Consider the following 16,913-nt stretch of genomic DNA (forward strand, 5'->3'; position numbering starts at 1 on the left):
GGGAGTAGGAGCGGGGCTGGGTGCGTGCAGCTGCAAGGCGGAGGAGGGAGGCAACGCGGAGCGTTGTTGACTGACGACAACGCGGCAGATGTGCGTGCCCAGCCCCGCGACGCCGCCCCCCATTTGCCGGTCGGTCTTACTTGCGTGCGGTGGCCCACTCCTGCTGGGCGGCCACGTCGGCCTTGATCTCGGCGAGCTGGACGGCGACCGCGGAGGGCGCGGTGCCGCCGCGGCCGTTGCGGGACGCCAGCGCGCCCGGCACGTTCAGGACGGTCCGCACCTCGGGGGTCAGATGCGGGGAGATCTTGGCGAACTGCTCGTCGGTGAGCTGGTCGAGCTCGATGCCGCCCGCCTCGCACTCCTTGACGCACTCACCGGCGACCTCGTGTGCGACCCGGAACGGCACGCCCTGCTTGACCAGCCACTCGGCGATGTCGGTGGCGAGCGAGAAGCCGGCCGGGGCAAGCTCCTCCATGCGCTCCCGGTTGACCGTGAGGGTCGCCATCATGCCGGTGAAGGCGGGCAGAAGGACCTCGAGCTGGTCGCAGGAGTCGAAGACCGGCTCCTTGTCCTCCTGGAGGTCGCGGTTGTACGCGAGGGGCAGGGCCTTCAGGGTCGCAAGCAGGCCCGTGAGGTTGCCGATCAGACGGCCGGACTTGCCGCGCGCCAGCTCGGCGATGTCCGGGTTCTTCTTCTGCGGCATGATCGACGAGCCGGTGGAGAAGGCGTCGTGGAGCGTGACGAAGGAGAACTCCTTCGTGTTCCAGATGATGACCTCCTCCGCGATCCGGGAGAGGTTGACCCCGATCATGGCGGTGATGAACGCGAACTCGGCGACGAAGTCGCGCGAGGCCGTCCCGTCGATGGAGTTGGCGGCGGAGCCGTGCTCGAAGCCGAGGTCCTTCGCGACAGCCTCCGGGTCGAGGCCCAGCGAGGAGCCGGCGAGCGCGCCTGAGCCGTACGGGGACACAGCCGTCCGCTCGTCCCACTGGCGCAGCCGCTCCGCGTCCCGCGAGAGCGACTGGACGTGGGCCAGCACATGGTGGGCGAAGAGCACCGGCTGGGCGTGCTGAAGGTGCGTACGGCCCGGCATGGCGACGTCCGGGTGGGCCTCGGCGAGGCCGATCAGCGCCTCCTGGAGCTCGGCGATCAGGCCGCCGATGATCCGGGCGTGGTCGCGCAGGTACATGCGGAAGAGCGTGGCGACCTGGTCGTTGCGGGACCGGCCGGCGCGCAGCTTGCCCCCCAGGTCCGGGCCGAGGCGCTCCAGCAGGCCGCGCTCGAGGGCGGTGTGGACGTCCTCGTCGGCGATGGTGCCCACGAAGTCGCCTGCGGCCACGTCCGCCTCGAGCTGGTCGAGGCCCGCGATCATCCGCTCCAGCTCGTCCGCCGTGAGCAGCCCGGCCTTGTGCAGCACGCGCGCGTGGGCGCGCGAACCGGCGATGTCGTACGGCGCGAGCCGCCAGTCGAAGTGGACCGACGCCGACAGCTTGGCGAGGGCCTCGGCGGGCCCGTCGGCGAACCGTCCGCCCCAGAGCCGGACGTCACCGGTGTTGCTGCTCACTGCTCTGCTCCTCGGAGGGTTTGGTTGATCTGCGACCGATCGATGGACGTGCCACCGGCGATGGATGTGCCACCGCCTCCCCAGCGCGTCAGGCTATGCCTGCAGATCACGCCGCGCGGCGATCTTCGACGACAGGCTGTAGATGTCGATGAAGCCCTTGGCCGCGGCCTGGTCGAACGTGTCGCCCGTGTCGTAGGTGGCGAGGTTGAAGTCGTACAGCGACGACTCGGAACGCCGACCGGTGACGACCGCGCGGCCGCCGTGCAGGGTCATCCGGATGTCGCCGGTGACGTGCTGGTTGGCCTCGTTGATGAAGCCGTCCAGGGCGCGCTTGAGCGGGGAGAACCACTGGCCGTCGTAGACGAGCTCGCCCCAGCGCTGCTCGACCTGCCGCTTGTAGCGGGCCAGCTCGCGCTCGACGGTGACGTTCTCCAGCTCCTGGTGGGCGGTGATCAGCGCGATCGCGCCCGGGGCCTCGTAGACCTCGCGGGACTTGATGCCGACCAGCCGGTCCTCGACCATGTCGATCCGGCCGATGCCCTGGGCGCCGGCCCGCTCGTTGAGCTGCTGGATCGCCTGCAGGACGGTGACGGGCTTGCCGTCGATGGCGACCGGGACACCCTGCTTGAAGGAGATGATCACCTCGTCGGCCTCGCGGGGCGTGGCCGGATTCTCGGTGTACTCGTAGATGTCCTCGATCGGCGCGTTCCAGATGTCCTCGAGGAAGCCGGTCTCGACGGCGCGGCCGAAGACGTTCTGGTCGATGGAGTACGGCGACTTCTTGGTGGTCGCGATCGGGAGGTTCTTCTCCTCGCAGAACGCGATGGCCTTGTCGCGGGTCATCGCGTAGTCGCGGACCGGGGCGATGCACTTGAGGTCGGGGGCGAGGGCGACGATGCCGGCCTCGAACCGCACCTGGTCGTTGCCCTTGCCGGTGCAGCCGTGAGCGACCGTGGTGGCGCCGTGCTTCTTCGCGGCGGCGACGAGGTGCTTGACGATCGTCGGCCGGGAGAGCGCGGAGACCAGCGGATAGCGGTCCATGTAGAGGGCGTTGGCCTTGATCGCCGGGAGGCAGTACTCGTCGGCGAACTCGTCCTTGGCGTCGGCGACCTCGGCCTCGACGGCACCGCAGGCGAGCGCGCGCTTGCGGATGACGTCCAGGTCCTCGCCGCCCTGGCCGACGTCGACCGCGACGGCGATGACCTCGGCGCCCGTCTCCTCGGCGATCCAGCCGATGGCGACGGAGGTGTCAAGACCGCCGGAGTAGGCGAGTACGACGCGCTCGGTCACGGGTGTCTCCTCACAGTGCATTCGCTGTTATGCATGAGTATGCACTGGTCCGTATGTTTCGTCAATCTCCGTCGTCCACGGGCCGCACGCAGGCGCTCGATCAGAGCCCTCACGCGCGCGATCAGAGCCTTCACGCGCCTGATCAGAGCCTTCACGCCCCTGAAACAGACTTCATGGTGATGATCAGAGCCTTCAGTCGCTCATCGCCTCGACGATCACAGGCACGTGGCTCAGCGGAAGCTCCTTCGTGGACGACAGGAGAGTCACCGGCCCCTTCGCCGCCAGGTCCCGCAGCTGCTCCAGGGCTGCCGCGCGCTCCGGATCGGCGAGCTCGGCCTCATAGCGCTCGACGAACTCCTCGTGCCGTTCGGGATCATGCCCGTACCACTTCCGCAGCTCGTCGGAGGGAGCCACCTCCTTGAGCCAGGCATCGAGCCGGGCCGCGCCCTTCGACAGACCGCGGGGCCAGAGCCGGTCGACCAGGACGCGGGTGCCGTCCTCGGCCTCGACCGGGTCGTAGACGCGACGCATCCGCACCGCGCCGGACTTACGGGATTTCCGGACCATGTCTCCATCGTCCAGCCGGGCGCCGGCGTCGCGAGCCGAAACGGAGCCCTTCATTTCGTTAGACACTCGAAGTATCGCGGACGATACTCACTGGATATGGGAAAGACCTACGACCGCATCGACGGCAGGCTCCGCTCCTTCATAGAGGCTCAGCCTCTCTTCTTCACCGCGACCGCGCCGCTCTCGGGCGACGGCACGGTGAACCTCTCCCCGAAGGGCCTCAGCGGTTCCCTCGCCGTGCTCGACGAACACACCGTGGCGTATCTCGACTTCGCGGGCAGCAACGCCGAGACCGTCGCCCACCTCCGCGAGAACGGCCGCATCACCCTCATGTGGTGCGCCTTCCAGGGACCGCCGAACATCGTCCGGGTGCACGGCCGCGGCGAGGCCGTCTTCCGCGACGACCCGCGCTTCCCCGAACTGCTCACCCACTTCCCGGACATCGATCCCGGACAGCACGGGCTGCGCGCGATCATCGTGGTGACGGCGGACCTCGTCCGCGACTCCTGCGGATTCGCGGTGCCCCTCATGACGTACGACGCCGACCGCGATCTGCACGGCAAGCGCTTCGCGCGCGAGGACGACGCGTCCCTCAGCGAGTACTTCGCGAAGAAGGACCATGTGACGACTAGTCTGGACGGCCTACCAGGGCTGCCGTTGCCCTTGCCGCCCAGTACGGTCTGAGGCATGCGTCCCGGTGTCGTCGCCCTCGCGTCCGCTGCCCTGCTCACCCTCGTAACCCTCGGCGCCGCCCCGCGCGCCGCCGAGGAGCCCCTGCCCGAGCGGATGGCGGACACCGGCGGCGGCACCCAGCTGATCACCGCACAGGCCGCGCGCACCACCTCGACGACCGGAACCGTCGTCTGGTGGGATCTGCGCGGCGGACGCTGGGTGAAGACCGGCTCCGCTCCGGCTCGGTTCGGTGCGAAGGGCCTGGCCGAGGGCGGTTCGCGCAGACAGGGCACATACACCACGCCCACCGGGCTGTACGACCTGCCGTACGCCTTCGGCATCCGGAGCGCGCCCGCCGGCACCACCACCCTGTACCGCCGCGTGCACCGGAACTCCTGGTGGTGTCAGGACAACCGGTCGCGGTCCTACAACCGCTGGACCGAGCCCCGCGCCGCCGACTGCCGCGCCTCGCAGGCCGAGCACCTGATCACGTACGACCCGGAGTACGCGTACGCGCTCGTCATCGGCTTCAACTACGACCGGCCCGTGCGCGGGCGTGGGGCCGGGATCTTCCTGCACGTGAACGGGCGTGGCGCGACGGCGGGTTGTGTGTCCGTCTCCGCGGATGCGATGCGCCGGATCCTGGACTGGGCCGAGCCGGGGCGCAGGCCACACATGGCCATCGGGACGGAGAGCGGGCCGACTGCGATCACGCGCTACTAGTGGCAGTCCGGAAGGGGAAGCGTCACTAGGCGTGTACGCCTCCGCGCCGCGCCGCGCCACGACGCCTTACCCAGCAGGAGCGCCACGACGCCTCCGACCGCGATGACGACCTCCGTCCGAACAGGTCCGATCGCGGACCGCGCGACACCACGTAGAAGGTGCGTGATCAGGAACGCCGCGGGCCGTTCCAGCAGTGTGAACTGCCCGGCTATGCGGGCGAAGTACGAGTCGAGACGAGCACGTTCGAAGGCTTCCATACCTTCCCCTTTTCAAGAGAGCGGTGGTGTGCTGGCGCTCCGATGCGGCGTGCCACAGCTCGTAGAGGCGAGGCCTGCGCCTGGCGCCTCATGAACTTCAGCTGCGCTTGCAGGACCGCTTGTGGCTGTAGTTGATCAGCGGTGGTCCGGAAGGCCGGTCGTGCACGTGAGCCTCGTAGGCCTCACCGGGCGTGATTTCCTTCTGGCAGCGGCAGCAGATCAAGCGGTCCCCGCTCATCGCCGGGCCTGCCGCACGGCAGCGCGCAGAGCTGCGCCCTCCTCACACTTCGACTGGTCGTCTGCGCACTGCTCGCACGACTGGATGTGGTCCAGCAGAGCCAGATACGTGCGGTTGGCCGCGCAACAACGACAGGCTCGCGGAAACCACGTCGCGTGGCCGTCCAAGACCGTCACTGTCCGGGAGCCCAGGTCGACGGCCGTGCCATTGTCGAGAACGACCGCACACCACACGCACGCCGCGCCTCGGACCTGCTGCTTGGACAAGCCTCTGGCCGGGGGCACGGAGTGGGCCTGCACCCTGGTTGTGTCAGTTCCCTGGGGTCCTCTGCTCTGACTTCGAGGAAACCGGAAGTGTCCGGTTGCCCATCAGGACAGAACACGCGGAGTTACCGACAGGCGACCGGACAGTTTTACCTTTCGCTCAGTGACGGTAGGGCTACCGTCGAGGGACCGCAGGCACATGATGGGGATGTCCGTGGCCAAGCATCGGAACACCAAGCTTGAGGCGTTACTGACCGAGTTCGGCTACACCCACCAGCAGCTCGCCGACGAGGTAAACCAGACCGCTGAGGAGATGTTCGGCAAGCCGACCAACTGCACCGACCGGCATGTCCGCCGCTGGATCGCGGGCGACGTGCAATGGCCGTGGTCCCGCTACCTTCTACCCCTTCAGGAAATCTTCAGCCGGAGTCCGGAGGCGATGGGCTTCACCCCGCGTAAGTCATCACGCGTACCACCCCCGCCCCGGCGGGCGGCGCCCGTGAAGGAGCCGCGCCCCGTGCGACGACGAGAGTTCATCGCGGTCGGCTTGGCCACTGCCCTTGGCCTGGACGCCATTCCCTCCGCCGGCCGCCTCGGTACAGGCGACGTGGAGCGGATCCGCGCGATCGTCCCAGCGCTGTACAACCACGACCACGCCCTCGGCGGGGGAGCCCTGCACGAGGTTGCCGCGCAGGCGCTACGCCGGGTCCACCATGTGCTCAATCACTGCACCTACGGCGAGCGGGTCGAACGCGCCCTGTACTCGGCGGCCGGGGATCTCGCGGCCTCCGCAGGCTGGTTCGCCTACGACGCGGGACGGCAGGAAGACGCTACCGGCCTGTACAACGAGGCACTGCAGGCGGGCATGCTCGCCGGCGACGGCATGCTGCAGGCCCGCGTCTGGTCGAATCTCGCGATGCAGGCTCGGCTCCTCAACCGTGATCAGGAGGCGTTGCGGATCGGCCGGGCCGCCGTCGACACCCGCCAGGCGAAGAGCGACCCGTGGCTCATGGCGCTGCTGCACTGCAGGCAGGCTGTCGGACACGCCCGTACCGGCGACCGCACGCGCGCGGAGCGCTCTCTCGCCCGCGCGGAGACGGTCTACGACCGGGCCCGGGGCGAGCCTGCGGCGTGACTGTCGTTCCTCACGCCCGCAGAGCTCATGGGCCTCGCCGGGGCCGCACACCAGGCACTCGGCCGGCACCAGCGGGCGCAGCAACTCACCGCTTCCGCGCTTGACCTTCTCGATCCCCGCTTCGAACGCAACCGCGTCTACTACACCGTCCAACGCGCGCAGGCACTCCTCGGTGGAGGGGACATCGAGCATGCCGTGGCTGAGGCCGGGCAGGCGGTCGCCATAGCTGGCCGGGTGCAGAGCGATCGGATCCGGGGAAAGCTCGACGACCTGCGGCACCAGATGCGGCGCCGCGCGCACGTACCCGCGGCGGCAGACTTCCTCGAGCAGACGCGACAGACGGGAGCGTGAGCGTGGACGGGCTGCGACTGGAACGCAGGGACGCAACCGGGCTTGGTGACATCCGGCAGCAACTGCTCGACGTGTACGCGGAGATCTACGCCGACCGGCTTGGCGAGGAGTTCCACAGCGTCGCCCGATTCGATGAGCGGCTCGGCTGGAACACCGAGGTGCCCGGCTTCGCCGCAGTCGTCTGCTACCTCGAGGACACCCCGGTCGGCTACGCGTACGGCTGCACGCTGCAGGCCGACACCCGCTGGTGGAACGGGCTCCGCACACCCGTTGCCGAGGGCGCCACGGTTGAGACGGGGGCGCGCACCTTCGCTCTGTCCGAGCTCATGATCGTCGACAAGGTCCGCGGCAGTGGCGCGGCGCAGCAGATCCACGACGAGCTCCTGCGTGGCCGACCAGAGGAGCGGGTGACTCTGCTCGTCGAACGGGACCACCCGAAGGTGCGCGCCCTGTACGAGGCCTGGGGCTACGAATGGTTTGGCGAGGTGCTGCCGTTCCCCGACGCCCCCCTGTACGACGCGATGGTCTTGCCCAGGACGCCGGGGAGCTGACGGCGCCGCCTCGCCACAGCGCCGCGTGGGCCCGGGCGCGGCCAGGTGCTTGATCACATCGCGAGACGCTGTTGCAGTCCCGCTCGCCCGGCGTTTGCATAACTGGGTGCATACTGAACATGTCATGACCACGGACGCCGTGACGGAGTCCTCGGGCACCGATCGTGCCGCACGGCGAGCCGTCACCGTCTTCCCCGTACTCGTGCTGCTCGCCGGCGCCGTCGGCCTCGCTGTGCCCGACGCCCTCGCCGGCTGGAAGACGAACGTGCCGTACCTCCTCGGTGTCGTCATGTTCTGCATGGGCCTGACGATGTCGGTCGCCGACTTCCAGGGTGTCGCGAAGCGGCCGTGGGCGGTGGCGCTCGGCCTGGTGGCCCACTACGTGATCATGCCGGGGCTGGGGTGGCTGATCGCCCACGCACTCGACCTCTCCCCGCAGCTGGCGGCGGGCGTGATCCTGGTCGGCTGTGCCCCGAGCGGCACCGCGTCCAACGTGGTGGCCTATCTCGCACGCGGCGACGTGGCCCTGTCGGTCTCCGTGGCGACCGTCTCGACCCTGGTCGCCCCGCTGGTCACGCCTCCGCTGACGCTCCTGCTCGCGGGCGAGTACCTGCCGGTGGAGGCGGGTGCGATGGTCACCGACATCCTCAAGACCGTGCTCCTGCCGGTCCTCGGCGGTCTCGTCGTGCGGCTGCTGCTCGGCCGGTACGTGAACCGGGTGCTCGGCCTGCTGCCGTGGCTGTCGGCCGCGACGGTCGCCGTGATCGTGGCGGTCGTCGTGGCGGGCAGCGCCGCGGCGATCAAGTCGGCGGCGTTGGTGGTGTTCGCGGCCGTCGTGCTGCACAACGGCCTGGGTCTGGCGCTGGGTTACGGCGCCGGAAGGGTCGCCCGGCTCGGCGAGCCCGCCTCGCGGGCGATGGCCTTCGAGGTCGGCATGCAGAACTCCGGCCTCGCCGCGTCGCTCGCCACCGCCCACTTCAGCCCGCTGGCCGCGCTGCCGGCCGCGGTGTTCTCGGTGTGGCACAACATCTCGGGCGCGGTGGTCGCGGCGTGGATGTCGCATCGGACGCGGCGGGCAGAGCGGGTGTGACGGCAAGGGCGTGGCCCTGAGCCACAACGACATAGGGGCCGGCGGTCTACGAAGACCGCCGGCCCCTACGTCCGACTCAAAACCGCCCGGCCAGGCTTAGTGGTGGTTCTGCGCCAGCCGCAGCAGATGGTCCGCCAGCGCCTGACCGCCCGTCGGGTTGCGGCTGATCAGCAGCAGGGTGTCGTCACCCGCGATGGTGCCGAGGATGTCGTGGAGTTCGGCCTGGTCGATGGCCGACGCCAGGAACTGGGCCGCGCCCGGCGGCGTGCGTAGGACGACGAGGTTCGCCGAAGCCTCCGCCGAGATCAGCAGCTCCGCGGAGAGACGCCGCATCCGCTCCTCCTTCGCCGACTCGCCCAGCGGCGCCCGCGGGGTGCGGAAACCGCCCTCGCTGGGCACCGCGTAGATGAGGTCGCCGTCGGTGTTGCGGATCTTCACCGCGTTGAGCTCGTCCAGGTCGCGGGAGAGCGTCGCCTGAGTGACGGTCAGCCCGTCATCGGCGAGGAGCTTCGCCAACTGGCTCTGGGAGCGCACCGGTTGCCGGTTGAGGATGTCCACGATCCGGCGGTGGCGGGCGGTGCGTGTCTGCGGCACGGCAGGCCCCGCCTGGGGCTCGTTGTCCTGCGCCTGACTCATCGTCGTCTCATTCTCCGGATCGTCCGTCCCCGTAAACGTCGTCGAGGACACCGGGCAGCGCCCGCAGGAAGGCGTCCACCTCGTCGTCGCCGAGGTTCAGCGGCGGCATGAGCCGTACGACGTTGGGGGCGGGCGCGTTCACCAGGAGGCCGGCGTCCTGAGCCGCCTGCTGCACCTGGGGCGCGAGCGGCTCGGAGAGCACGATACCCAGCAGCAGGCCCGCACCCCTGACATGTTCGATCAACGGGTTACGGGAACCGCCGTCGGCACCCTTGATGCCCTCGATTCCTTCCCGCAGCTTCTCCCCCGCCCGCTTCACGTTCTCGAGCAGGCCCTCGGAGGCGATCGTGTCGAGTACGGCGAGTCCGGCGGCGCACGCCACCGGGTTGCCGCCGAAGGTCGTGCCGTGGTGGCCCGGCTTCAGCAGCTCGGCGGTCTCGCCGAACGCGACGGTCGCGCCGAGAGGCAGCCCACCGCCAAGCCCCTTTGCGAGAGTGACGATGTCGGGCTCGACGCCCTCGTGTGCCTGGTAATCGAACCAGTGGCCGGTCCGGCCGACGCCGGTCTGCACCTCGTCGAGGACGAGAAGGGTGCCCGTGGCCCGGGTGATCTCGCGGGCCGCCTTGAGGTAGCCGACGGGCGACACGACGACGCCGTTCTCACCCTGGATGGACTCGATGATCACCAGGGCCGTCTCCTCGGTGACGGCAGCCCGGAGGGCCTCCACATCGCCGTACGGCACGTGGGTGACATCCCCGGGCAGCGGCAGGAAGGGCTCCTGCTTGCCGGGCTGGCCGGTCAGCGCCAGGGCGCCCATGGTCCGGCCGTGGAAGCCGCCCTGCGTGGCGACCATGTGCTTACGCCCGGTGAGTCGCCCGATCTTGAAGGCGCCCTCGTTGGCCTCGGCCCCGGAGTTGCAGAAGTACACGCGGCCGTCGCGTCCGAAGAGCTGCAGCAGCCGCTCGGCGAGCGCGATGGGCGGCTCGGCCATGAAGAGGTTGGAGACATGGCCCAGGGACGCGATCTGCTTGCTGACGGCCTCGACGATCGCGGGATGGGCGTGGCCCAGCGCATTGACCGCGATACCGCCGACGAAGTCCAGGTACTCCTTGCCGTCGGCGTCCCACAGCCGGGCGCCCTCGCCGCGGACGAGGGGCAGCCGCGGGGTGCCGTAGTTGTCCATGAGCGCGCCCTGCCACCGCTCGGTCAGCTCCTGATTGCCGGTCATACGGGGTCCCCCTCCTCGTCCGGCACGACCATCGTGCCGATGCCCTCGTCCGTGAAGATCTCCAGCAGGATCGAGTGCTGGACCCGGCCGTCGATCACGCGCGCTGTGTTGACGCCGTTGCGGACGGCGTGCAGGCAGCCCTCCATCTTCGGCACCATGCCGCTGGACAGATCCGGCAGCAGTTTCTCCAGCTCGCTCGCGGTGAGCCGGCTGATGACCTCGTCGGAGTTGGGCCAGTCCTCGTAGAGGCCCTCGACATCGGTCAGGACCATCAGGGTCTCGGCACCCAGCGCCGCAGCGAGAGCCGCAGCCGCCGTATCAGCATTGACGTTGTAGACATGTCCGTCGTCCTGTGACCGGGCGATCGAGGAAATGACCGGGATGCGTCCGTCGGCCAGCAGCGCCTCGATCGCGCCGGTGTCGATCTCGGTGATTTCGCCGACCCGCCCGATGTCGACGAGCTCGCCGTCGATCTCGGGCTGGTGCTTGGTGGCGGTGATGGTGTGCGCGTCCTCGCCGGTCATACCGACCGCGAACGGCCCGTGCTGGTTGAGCAGCCCGACGAGCTCGCGCTGGACCTGCCCTGCGAGGACCATGCGTACGACGTCCATCGCCTCGGGCGTCGTGACCCGCAGCCCGGCCTTGAACTCGCTGACCAGGCCGTGCCGGTCGAGCTGGGCGCTGATCTGCGGGCCGCCGCCGTGCACGACGACCGGCTTGAGCCCGGCGTGCCGCAGGAAGACCACGTCCTGGGCGAAGGCCGCCTTCAGCTCCTCGTTCACCATCGCGTTGCCGCCGAACTTGATGACGACCGTCTTGCCGTGGTGCCGGGTCAGCCAGGGCAGCGCCTCGATGAGGATCTGCGCCTTGGGGAGTGCGGTGTGCTTCCGCGTCGTATTGGTCATGACGAGTAGGCGCTGTTCTCGTGGACGTAGTCCGCGGTCAGGTCGTTGGTCCAGATCGTCGCGGACTCGGAGCCGGCGGCGAGGTCGGCGGTGACGACGACCTCCCGGTAGCGCATGTCGACGAGCTCGCGGTCCTCGCCGACGCCGCCGTTCTTGCAGACCCACACGCCGTTGATGGCGACATTCAGCTGGTCCGCCTCGAAGGCCGCCTTGGTCGTGCCGATGGCGGAGAGGACGCGGCCCCAGTTGGGGTCCTCGCCGTGGATGGCGCACTTGAGGAGGTTGTTGCGGGCGATGGAGCGGCCCACCTCGACGGCGTCGTCCTCGGTCGCCGCGTTGATCACCTCGACCTTGATGTCCTTGCTGGCGCCCTCGGCGTCGCCGATCAGCTGACGGCCGAGGTCGTCGCAGACCTTCCGTACGGCCTCGGCGAACTCTGCGTGCTCCGGGGTCACACCGGACGCGCCCGAGGCGAGCAGGAGGACCGTGTCGTTGGTGGACATGCAGCCGTCGGAGTCGACCCGGTCGAAGGTGACCTTCGTGGCGGCGCGCAGCGCCTTGTCGAGGGTCTCGCTGTCCAGGTCGGCGTCGGTGGTGAGGACGACGAGCATGGTGGCGAGGCCGGGGGCGAGCATGCCGGCGCCCTTGGCCATGCCGCCCACGGTCCAGCCATCGCCCTGCTGGACGGCCGTCTTGTGGACGGAGTCGGTGGTCTTGATGGCGATGGCGGCCTTCTCGCCGCCGTGCTCGCTCAGCGCGGCCGCGACCTGCTCGACGCCGGGCAGCAGCTTGTCCATGGGCAGCAGTACGCCGATGAGGCCGGTCGAGCAGACGGCGACCTCGCCCGCGTTGTGCCCTTCGAGGACCTCGGCGACCTTCTCCGCGGTGGCGTGCGTGTCCTGGAAGCCCTTTGGGCCCGTACAGGCGTTGGCGCCACCGGAGTTGAGGATGACGGCGGACACCTGCCCGCCCTTCAGCACCTGCTCGGACCACAGGACGGGCGCGGCCTTGACGCGGTTGGAGGTGAAGACGCCCGCGGCGGCCAGGCGGGGCCCGTTGTTGACCACGAGGGCCAGGTCGGGGTTGCCGTTCTCCTTGATCCCGGCAGCGACGCCCGCCGCCGTGAATCCCTTTGCTGCCGTGACACTCACGGTGCGACTCCGATCGTGGAAAGACCCGTTTCCTCGGCGAACCCGAGGGCGATGTTCATGCTCTGGACGGCACCGCCGGCGGTGCCCTTGGCGAGATTGTCGATGGCGCTGATGGCGATCACGCGACCTGCCGCCTCGTCGTACGCGACCTGCACCTGAACGGCGTTGGAGCCGTACACGGACGCGGTCGCGGGCCACTGTCCCTCGGGCAGCAGGTGGACGAACGGCTCGTCGGCATAGGCCTTCTCGTACGCGGCACGGACGGACTCGGCGGTGGTGCCCGGCTTCGCCTTGGCGGTGCACGTGGCGAGGATGCCGCGGGGCATGGGCGCGAGGGTCGGCGTGAAGGAGACGGTGACCGTCTCACCGGCGGCGGCGCTGAGGTTCTGGATCATCTCGGGCGTGTGCCGGTGGACACCGCCCACGCCGTACGGCGACATGGAGCCCATGACCTCGGAGCCGAGCAGATGCGGCTTGGGCGCCTTGCCGGCGCCGGAGGTGCCGGAGGCGGCGACGATCACCGCGTCCGGTTCGGCGAGCCCCGCCGCGTACGCCGGGAAGAGCGCGAGCGAGGCGGCCGTGGGGTAGCAACCGGGCACCGCGATGCGCTTGGACCCCTCCAGCGCTGCGCGGGCGCCCGGCAGTTCGGGGAGGCCGTAGGGCCAGGTCCCGGCGTGCGCGGAGCCGTAGAACTTCTCCCAGTCGGCCGCGTTCTTCAGCCGGAAGTCGGCGCCCATGTCCACGACGAGGACATCGGGGCCGAGCTGCTCGGCGACGGCGGCGGACTGGCCGTGCGGCAGGGCGAGGAAGACGACGTCATGGCCTGCGAGGACCTCGGCGGTCGTCGGCTCCAGGACGCGGTCGGCGAGCGGGAGAAGGTGCGGCTGGAGCGCACCGAGGCGCTGACCTGCGTTGGAGTTGCCGGTCAGGGCGCCGATCTCCACTTCCGGGTGCACGAGAAGCAGACGCAGCAGTTCGCCGCCCGCGTATCCGCTTGCCCCTGCCACTGCTGCGCGTACCGTCATGGAACCCTCCTCCTGGATGGCATGACTATACGCTGTGCCGCAGTTTTATGCAATCAGGCCCGGGGTCCGCGGACGCACCTCATGAGACTGAGTCTTCGAGATGGCGGATGAGCGCGTGACTTGGCGGGACTGAGCGGTTCAGTGCCCGTTCTGTGACGTGATCGGCACCGGCCCGCGGCCCGCGGCCCGCGGCCCGCTAGCGTCGGGCCCATGATCGTATGGCTCAACGGCACCCACGGCGCAGGCAAGACGACGACCAGTGCACTCGTGCAGCCACTCCTCCCGGATTCACGGGTGTTCGACGCCGAGAAGGTCGGCGAGACGCTCATGGACATCACGCCCCGGCTGCCGGTGACGGACAACTTCCAGCACTGGCCGCCGTGGCGACAGCTGGTCGTCGAGACCGCCCGCCGCGTGCTCGACTACACCGGCGGCACCCTGGTGATGCCCATGACCGTCCTGGTCGAGCAGTACTGGCGCGAGATCAGCACGGGCCTCGCTCACCATGCCATCCCGGTAAGGCACTTCGTCCTCCACGCTGACCAGGACACCCTCCGCGGGCGTATCGAGGGGGACCATCCTGTCCCCTCCCCGTTCCGCCTCAAATACCTCGAGCCCTACGCCGAGGCGGCCCGCACGTGGCTGCACGGCGAGGCCGAGGTCGTCGACACCACGCACCTCACGCCCGCCCAGGCCGCCCTGCAGATCGCGGAGGCCGTCAAGGGCTGAGGCTTGAGCCGCCCGCCACGTGTTACACGGCATGCAGGGAGGCGGGCGGCGTGCCCGACCGCCGGCCTCGTACGGGCGGCGGTCTTCTGGCCTCGACGGGGCCGGCGCCGAGCACGCAGAGACGGGACCGCCCGGCCGGAACACAGAGACACGACCGCCCCGGCCGGAGGTACCGGCCGGGGCGGAACGTGCGGACAGAGGGCCCTCGTCAGGCGAGGGTCGCGAGCGCCTCGTTGAAGGTCGTCGACGGACGCATGACCACCGAGGCCTTGGCCGCGTCGGGCTGGTAGTAGCCGCCGATGTCGGCCGGGGAGCCCTGGACCGCGATCAGCTCGTCGACGATCGTCTGCTCCTGTGCGGTCAGCGTCTCCGCGAGCGGGGCGAAGGCCTTGGCCAGGTCCGCGTCGTCGGTCTGCTTCGCCAGCTCCTGGGCCCAGTAGAGCGCCAGGTAGAAGTGGCTGCCGCGGTTGTCGATGCCGCCGAGGCGGCGGGTCGGCGACTTGTCCTCGTTGAGGAAGGTCGCCGTCGCGCGGTCGAGCGTGTCGGCGAGGACCTGGGCGCGCGCGTTGCCCGCGGTCTGCGCGAGGTGCTCGAAGCTGGCCGCGAGCGCGAAGAACTCACCGAGGCTGTCCCAGCGCAGGTAGTTCTCCTTGACCAGCTGCTGGACGTGCTTCGGGGCGGAGCCGCCGGCGCCGGTCTCGAAGAGGCCGCCGCCCGCCATCAGCGGGACGACCGACAGCATCTTGGCGCTGGTGCCCAGCTCCAGGATGGGGAACAGGTCGGTCAGGTAGTCGCGCAGCACGTTGCCGGTGACGGAGATGGTGTTCTCGCCGCGACGGATGCGCTCCACGGAGAGCTTGGTCGCCTCGACCGGGGACAGGATCTTGATGTCCAGGCCCTCGGTGTCGTGCTCCGGCAGGTACTGCTTGACCTTGGCGATCAGGTTGGCGTCGTGCGCGCGGGTCTCGTCGAGCCAGAACACGGCCGGGTCGCCGGTGGCGCGGGCGCGGGTGACGGCCAGCTTCACCCAGTCCTTGATCGGGGCGTCCTTGGTCTGGCAGGCGCGGAAGATGTCGCCGGCGGAGACGGTCTGCTCCAGGACGACGTTGCCGGCCTGGTCGACGAGGCGGACGGTACCCGTGGCCGGGATCTCGAAGGTCTTGTCGTGGCTGCCGTACTCCTCGGCCTTCTGCGCCATGAGGCCGACGTTCGGGACCGAGCCCATCGTCGACGGGTCGAAGGCGCCGTGGGCGCGGCAGTCGTCGAGGACGGCCTGGTAGACACCGGAGTAGCTGCTGTCCGGCAGGACCGCGAGGGTGTCGTGCTCCTGGCCGTCCGGGCCCCACATGTGGCCGGAGGTGCGGATCATGGCCGGCATGGAGGCGTCGACGATGACATCGGACGGGACGTGCAGGTTGGTGATGCCCTTGTCGGAGTCGACCATCGCCAGGGCCGGGCCCTCGGCGAGCTCGGCGTCGAAGGACGCCTTGATCTCGGCGCCCTCGGGCAGGGACTCGAGGCCCTTGTAGATGCCACCGAGGCCGTCGTTCGGGGTCAGGCCGGCCGCGGCGAAGACCTCGCCGTACTTGGCGAACGTCTTCGGGAAGAAGGCGCGCACGACGTGGCCGAAGATGATCGGGTCGGAGACCTTCATCATCGTGGCCTTGAGGTGCACGGAGAAGAGGACGCCCTCCTCCTTGGCACGGGCGACCTGAGCGGCGAGGAACTCGCGCAGCGCGGCCACGCGCATCACGGAGGCGTCGACGACCTCGCCCGCCAGGACGGGTACGGACTCACGCAGGACGGTGGTGGAGCCGTCGTCGCCCTTCAGCTCGATACGGAGCGAGCCGGCCTCGGAGATCACCGCGGACTTCTCGGTGGAGCGGAAGTCGTCCACGCCCATGGTGGCGACATTGGTCTTGGACTCCGGGGTCCAGGCGCCCATGCGGTGCGGGTGGGTCTTGGCGTAGTTCTTGACCGAGGCGGGGGCGCGGCGGTCGGAGTTGCCCTCACGCAGGACCGGGTTCACGGCAGAACCCTTGATCTTGTCGTAGCGGGCGCGGATCTCGCGCTCCTCGTCGGTCTTGGGGTCGTCCGGGTAGTCCGGAAGCGCGTAGCCCTGGCCCTGGAGCTCGGTGATCGCGGCCTTCAGCTGCGGGATGGAGGCCGAGATGTTCGGCAGCTTGATGATGTTGGCCTCGGGCGTCTTCGCGAGCTCACCGAGCTCCGCGAGCGCGTCCGGGATGCGCTGGCCCTCCTCCAGGTACTCCGGGAAGACGGCGATGATGCGCCCGGCCAGCGAGATGTCACGGGTCTCCACAGTGACACCGGCCTGCGAGGCGTACGCCTGGATCACCGGCAGGAACGAATACGTCGCCAGGGCCGGGGCCTCGTCAGTGTGCGTATAGATGATGGTCGAGTCAGTCACTGGGTGCTCCGCTCCACGTCTGCAACATTGCTCGACATCAAGATATCTCGTGAGGGGACTCTTGCCGAAAGGGCCCCGCACGGCACGGCAGCGACTGCGCTCGGGGCAGC

General features: G+C 69.5%; 15 protein-coding genes and 1 pseudogene. 6 read left to right on the plus strand and 10 right to left on the minus strand.

Features of this window, described 5'->3' with window-relative positions; all coding sequences use genetic code 11:
• Nucleotides 1-136 precede the first annotated feature (136 nt).
• From argH to H1D24_RS11040, 3 genes are all read right to left on the minus strand, one after another.
• Nucleotides 137-1,564: an argininosuccinate lyase gene (argH, locus tag H1D24_RS11030; protein ID WP_181657259.1), complete on the minus strand. Its 1,428-nt coding sequence runs from the start codon at nt 1,562-1,564 to the stop codon at nt 137-139.
• A 93-nt stretch (nt 1,565-1,657) separates the two neighbouring features.
• A complete protein-coding gene (locus H1D24_RS11035; RefSeq protein ID WP_181657260.1) occupies nt 1,658-2,854 on the minus strand; it encodes an argininosuccinate synthase in 1,197 nt (398 codons plus the stop codon).
• A 192-nt stretch (nt 2,855-3,046) separates the two neighbouring features.
• Entirely contained in the window at nt 3,047-3,421 is a 375-nt protein-coding gene (locus tag H1D24_RS11040; RefSeq protein WP_181657261.1) for a DUF488 domain-containing protein, read from the minus strand.
• A 96-nt stretch (nt 3,422-3,517) separates the two neighbouring features.
• Here H1D24_RS11040 and H1D24_RS11045 point away from each other — a divergent pair, with 96 nt between their 5' ends.
• Nucleotides 3,518-4,105, plus strand: a complete 588-nt coding sequence (locus H1D24_RS11045; RefSeq protein ID WP_181657262.1) for a pyridoxamine 5'-phosphate oxidase family protein — start codon at nt 3,518-3,520, stop codon at nt 4,103-4,105.
• A gap of 3 nt (nt 4,106-4,108) precedes the next feature.
• Nucleotides 4,109-4,816: a L,D-transpeptidase family protein gene (locus tag H1D24_RS11050; RefSeq protein WP_181657263.1), complete on the plus strand. Its 708-nt coding sequence runs from the start codon at nt 4,109-4,111 to the stop codon at nt 4,814-4,816.
• Here the strand turns inward: H1D24_RS11050 and H1D24_RS11055 are convergent.
• Nucleotides 4,813-5,073, minus strand: coding sequence for a hypothetical protein (locus H1D24_RS11055; RefSeq protein WP_181657264.1), 261 nt, complete (start codon nt 5,071-5,073; stop codon nt 4,813-4,815). The genes H1D24_RS11050 and H1D24_RS11055 overlap by 4 nt on opposite strands.
• A gap of 715 nt (nt 5,074-5,788) precedes the next feature.
• Between H1D24_RS11055 and H1D24_RS11060 the strand changes: the two are divergent.
• The 3 genes and pseudogenes from H1D24_RS11060 (at nt 5,789) to H1D24_RS11075 (ending at nt 8,701) form a co-directional block, all read left to right on the plus strand.
• Nucleotides 5,789-7,060: pseudogene (locus H1D24_RS11060) on the plus strand (NsdA family TPR-like regulatory protein).
• A 2-nt stretch (nt 7,061-7,062) separates the two neighbouring features.
• Complete coding sequence (locus tag H1D24_RS11070; RefSeq protein WP_181657267.1) at nt 7,063-7,611, plus strand: N-acetyltransferase; 549 nt, start codon at nt 7,063-7,065, stop codon at nt 7,609-7,611.
• A gap of 124 nt (nt 7,612-7,735) precedes the next feature.
• Nucleotides 7,736-8,701, plus strand: coding sequence for a bile acid:sodium symporter family protein (locus H1D24_RS11075; RefSeq protein ID WP_181657268.1), 966 nt, complete (start codon nt 7,736-7,738; stop codon nt 8,699-8,701).
• A gap of 96 nt (nt 8,702-8,797) precedes the next feature.
• Here H1D24_RS11075 and H1D24_RS11080 read toward each other — a convergent pair whose 3' ends face one another.
• The 5 genes from H1D24_RS11080 to argC are packed head-to-tail and all read right to left on the minus strand — an operon-like array spanning nt 8,798 to nt 13,646.
• Complete coding sequence (locus H1D24_RS11080; RefSeq protein ID WP_181657269.1) at nt 8,798-9,337, minus strand: arginine repressor; 540 nt, start codon at nt 9,335-9,337, stop codon at nt 8,798-8,800.
• 7 nt (nt 9,338-9,344) lie between these two features.
• Nucleotides 9,345-10,565 (minus strand): acetylornithine transaminase, encoded by a 1,221-nt coding sequence (locus H1D24_RS11085; RefSeq protein WP_181657270.1) that lies wholly within the window; start codon nt 10,563-10,565, stop codon nt 9,345-9,347.
• Nucleotides 10,562-11,470, minus strand: coding sequence for an acetylglutamate kinase (gene argB / locus H1D24_RS11090; protein ID WP_181657271.1), 909 nt, complete (start codon nt 11,468-11,470; stop codon nt 10,562-10,564). Before argB ends, H1D24_RS11085 begins: the two co-directional genes overlap by 4 nt.
• The gene (gene argJ, locus H1D24_RS11095) at nt 11,467-12,621 is read right to left on the minus strand and encodes a bifunctional glutamate N-acetyltransferase/amino-acid acetyltransferase ArgJ (RefSeq protein ID WP_181657272.1); all 1,155 of its coding nucleotides are present in this window, start codon (nt 12,619-12,621) and stop codon (nt 11,467-11,469) included. Before argJ ends, argB begins: the two co-directional genes overlap by 4 nt.
• Nucleotides 12,618-13,646: an N-acetyl-gamma-glutamyl-phosphate reductase gene (argC, locus tag H1D24_RS11100; protein WP_181657273.1), complete on the minus strand. Its 1,029-nt coding sequence runs from the start codon at nt 13,644-13,646 to the stop codon at nt 12,618-12,620. The genes argJ and argC overlap by 4 nt, the downstream gene beginning before the upstream one ends.
• 210 nt (nt 13,647-13,856) lie before the next feature.
• On the opposite strand from argC, the gene H1D24_RS11105 reads away from it, so the two are divergent.
• Nucleotides 13,857-14,375, plus strand: coding sequence for a P-loop nucleotide/nucleoside kinase family protein (locus H1D24_RS11105; protein WP_181657274.1), 519 nt, complete (start codon nt 13,857-13,859; stop codon nt 14,373-14,375).
• A 208-nt stretch (nt 14,376-14,583) separates the two neighbouring features.
• Here H1D24_RS11105 and H1D24_RS11110 read toward each other — a convergent pair whose 3' ends face one another.
• A complete protein-coding gene (locus H1D24_RS11110) occupies nt 14,584-16,803 on the minus strand; it encodes an NADP-dependent isocitrate dehydrogenase (protein ID WP_181657275.1) in 2,220 nt (739 codons plus the stop codon).
• Nucleotides 16,804-16,913: the final 110 nt, after the last annotated feature.

It is taken from the genome of Streptomyces himalayensis subsp. himalayensis, from assembly GCF_013778455.1.
Lineage (GTDB): Bacteria > Actinomycetota > Actinomycetes > Streptomycetales > Streptomycetaceae > Streptomyces > Streptomyces himalayensis.

Coding starts and splice junctions, on each gene's coding strand:
- argB (WP_181657271.1), bottom strand. CDS start 11,470: ATGACCAATACGACGCGGAAGCACACCGCACTCCCCAAGGCGCAGATC.
- argC (WP_181657273.1), bottom strand. CDS start 13,646: ATGACGGTACGCGCAGCAGTGGCAGGGGCAAGCGGATACGCGGGCGGC.
- H1D24_RS11055 (WP_181657264.1), bottom strand. CDS start 5,073: ATGGAAGCCTTCGAACGTGCTCGTCTCGACTCGTACTTCGCCCGCATA.
- H1D24_RS11050 (WP_181657263.1), top strand. CDS start 4,109: ATGCGTCCCGGTGTCGTCGCCCTCGCGTCCGCTGCCCTGCTCACCCTC.
- H1D24_RS11040 (WP_181657261.1), bottom strand. CDS start 3,421: ATGGTCCGGAAATCCCGTAAGTCCGGCGCGGTGCGGATGCGTCGCGTC.
- H1D24_RS11045 (WP_181657262.1), top strand. CDS start 3,518: ATGGGAAAGACCTACGACCGCATCGACGGCAGGCTCCGCTCCTTCATA.
- H1D24_RS11075 (WP_181657268.1), top strand. CDS start 7,736: ATGACCACGGACGCCGTGACGGAGTCCTCGGGCACCGATCGTGCCGCA.
- H1D24_RS11085 (WP_181657270.1), bottom strand. CDS start 10,565: ATGACCGGCAATCAGGAGCTGACCGAGCGGTGGCAGGGCGCGCTCATG.
- H1D24_RS11080 (WP_181657269.1), bottom strand. CDS start 9,337: ATGAGTCAGGCGCAGGACAACGAGCCCCAGGCGGGGCCTGCCGTGCCG.
- H1D24_RS11105 (WP_181657274.1), top strand. CDS start 13,857: ATGATCGTATGGCTCAACGGCACCCACGGCGCAGGCAAGACGACGACC.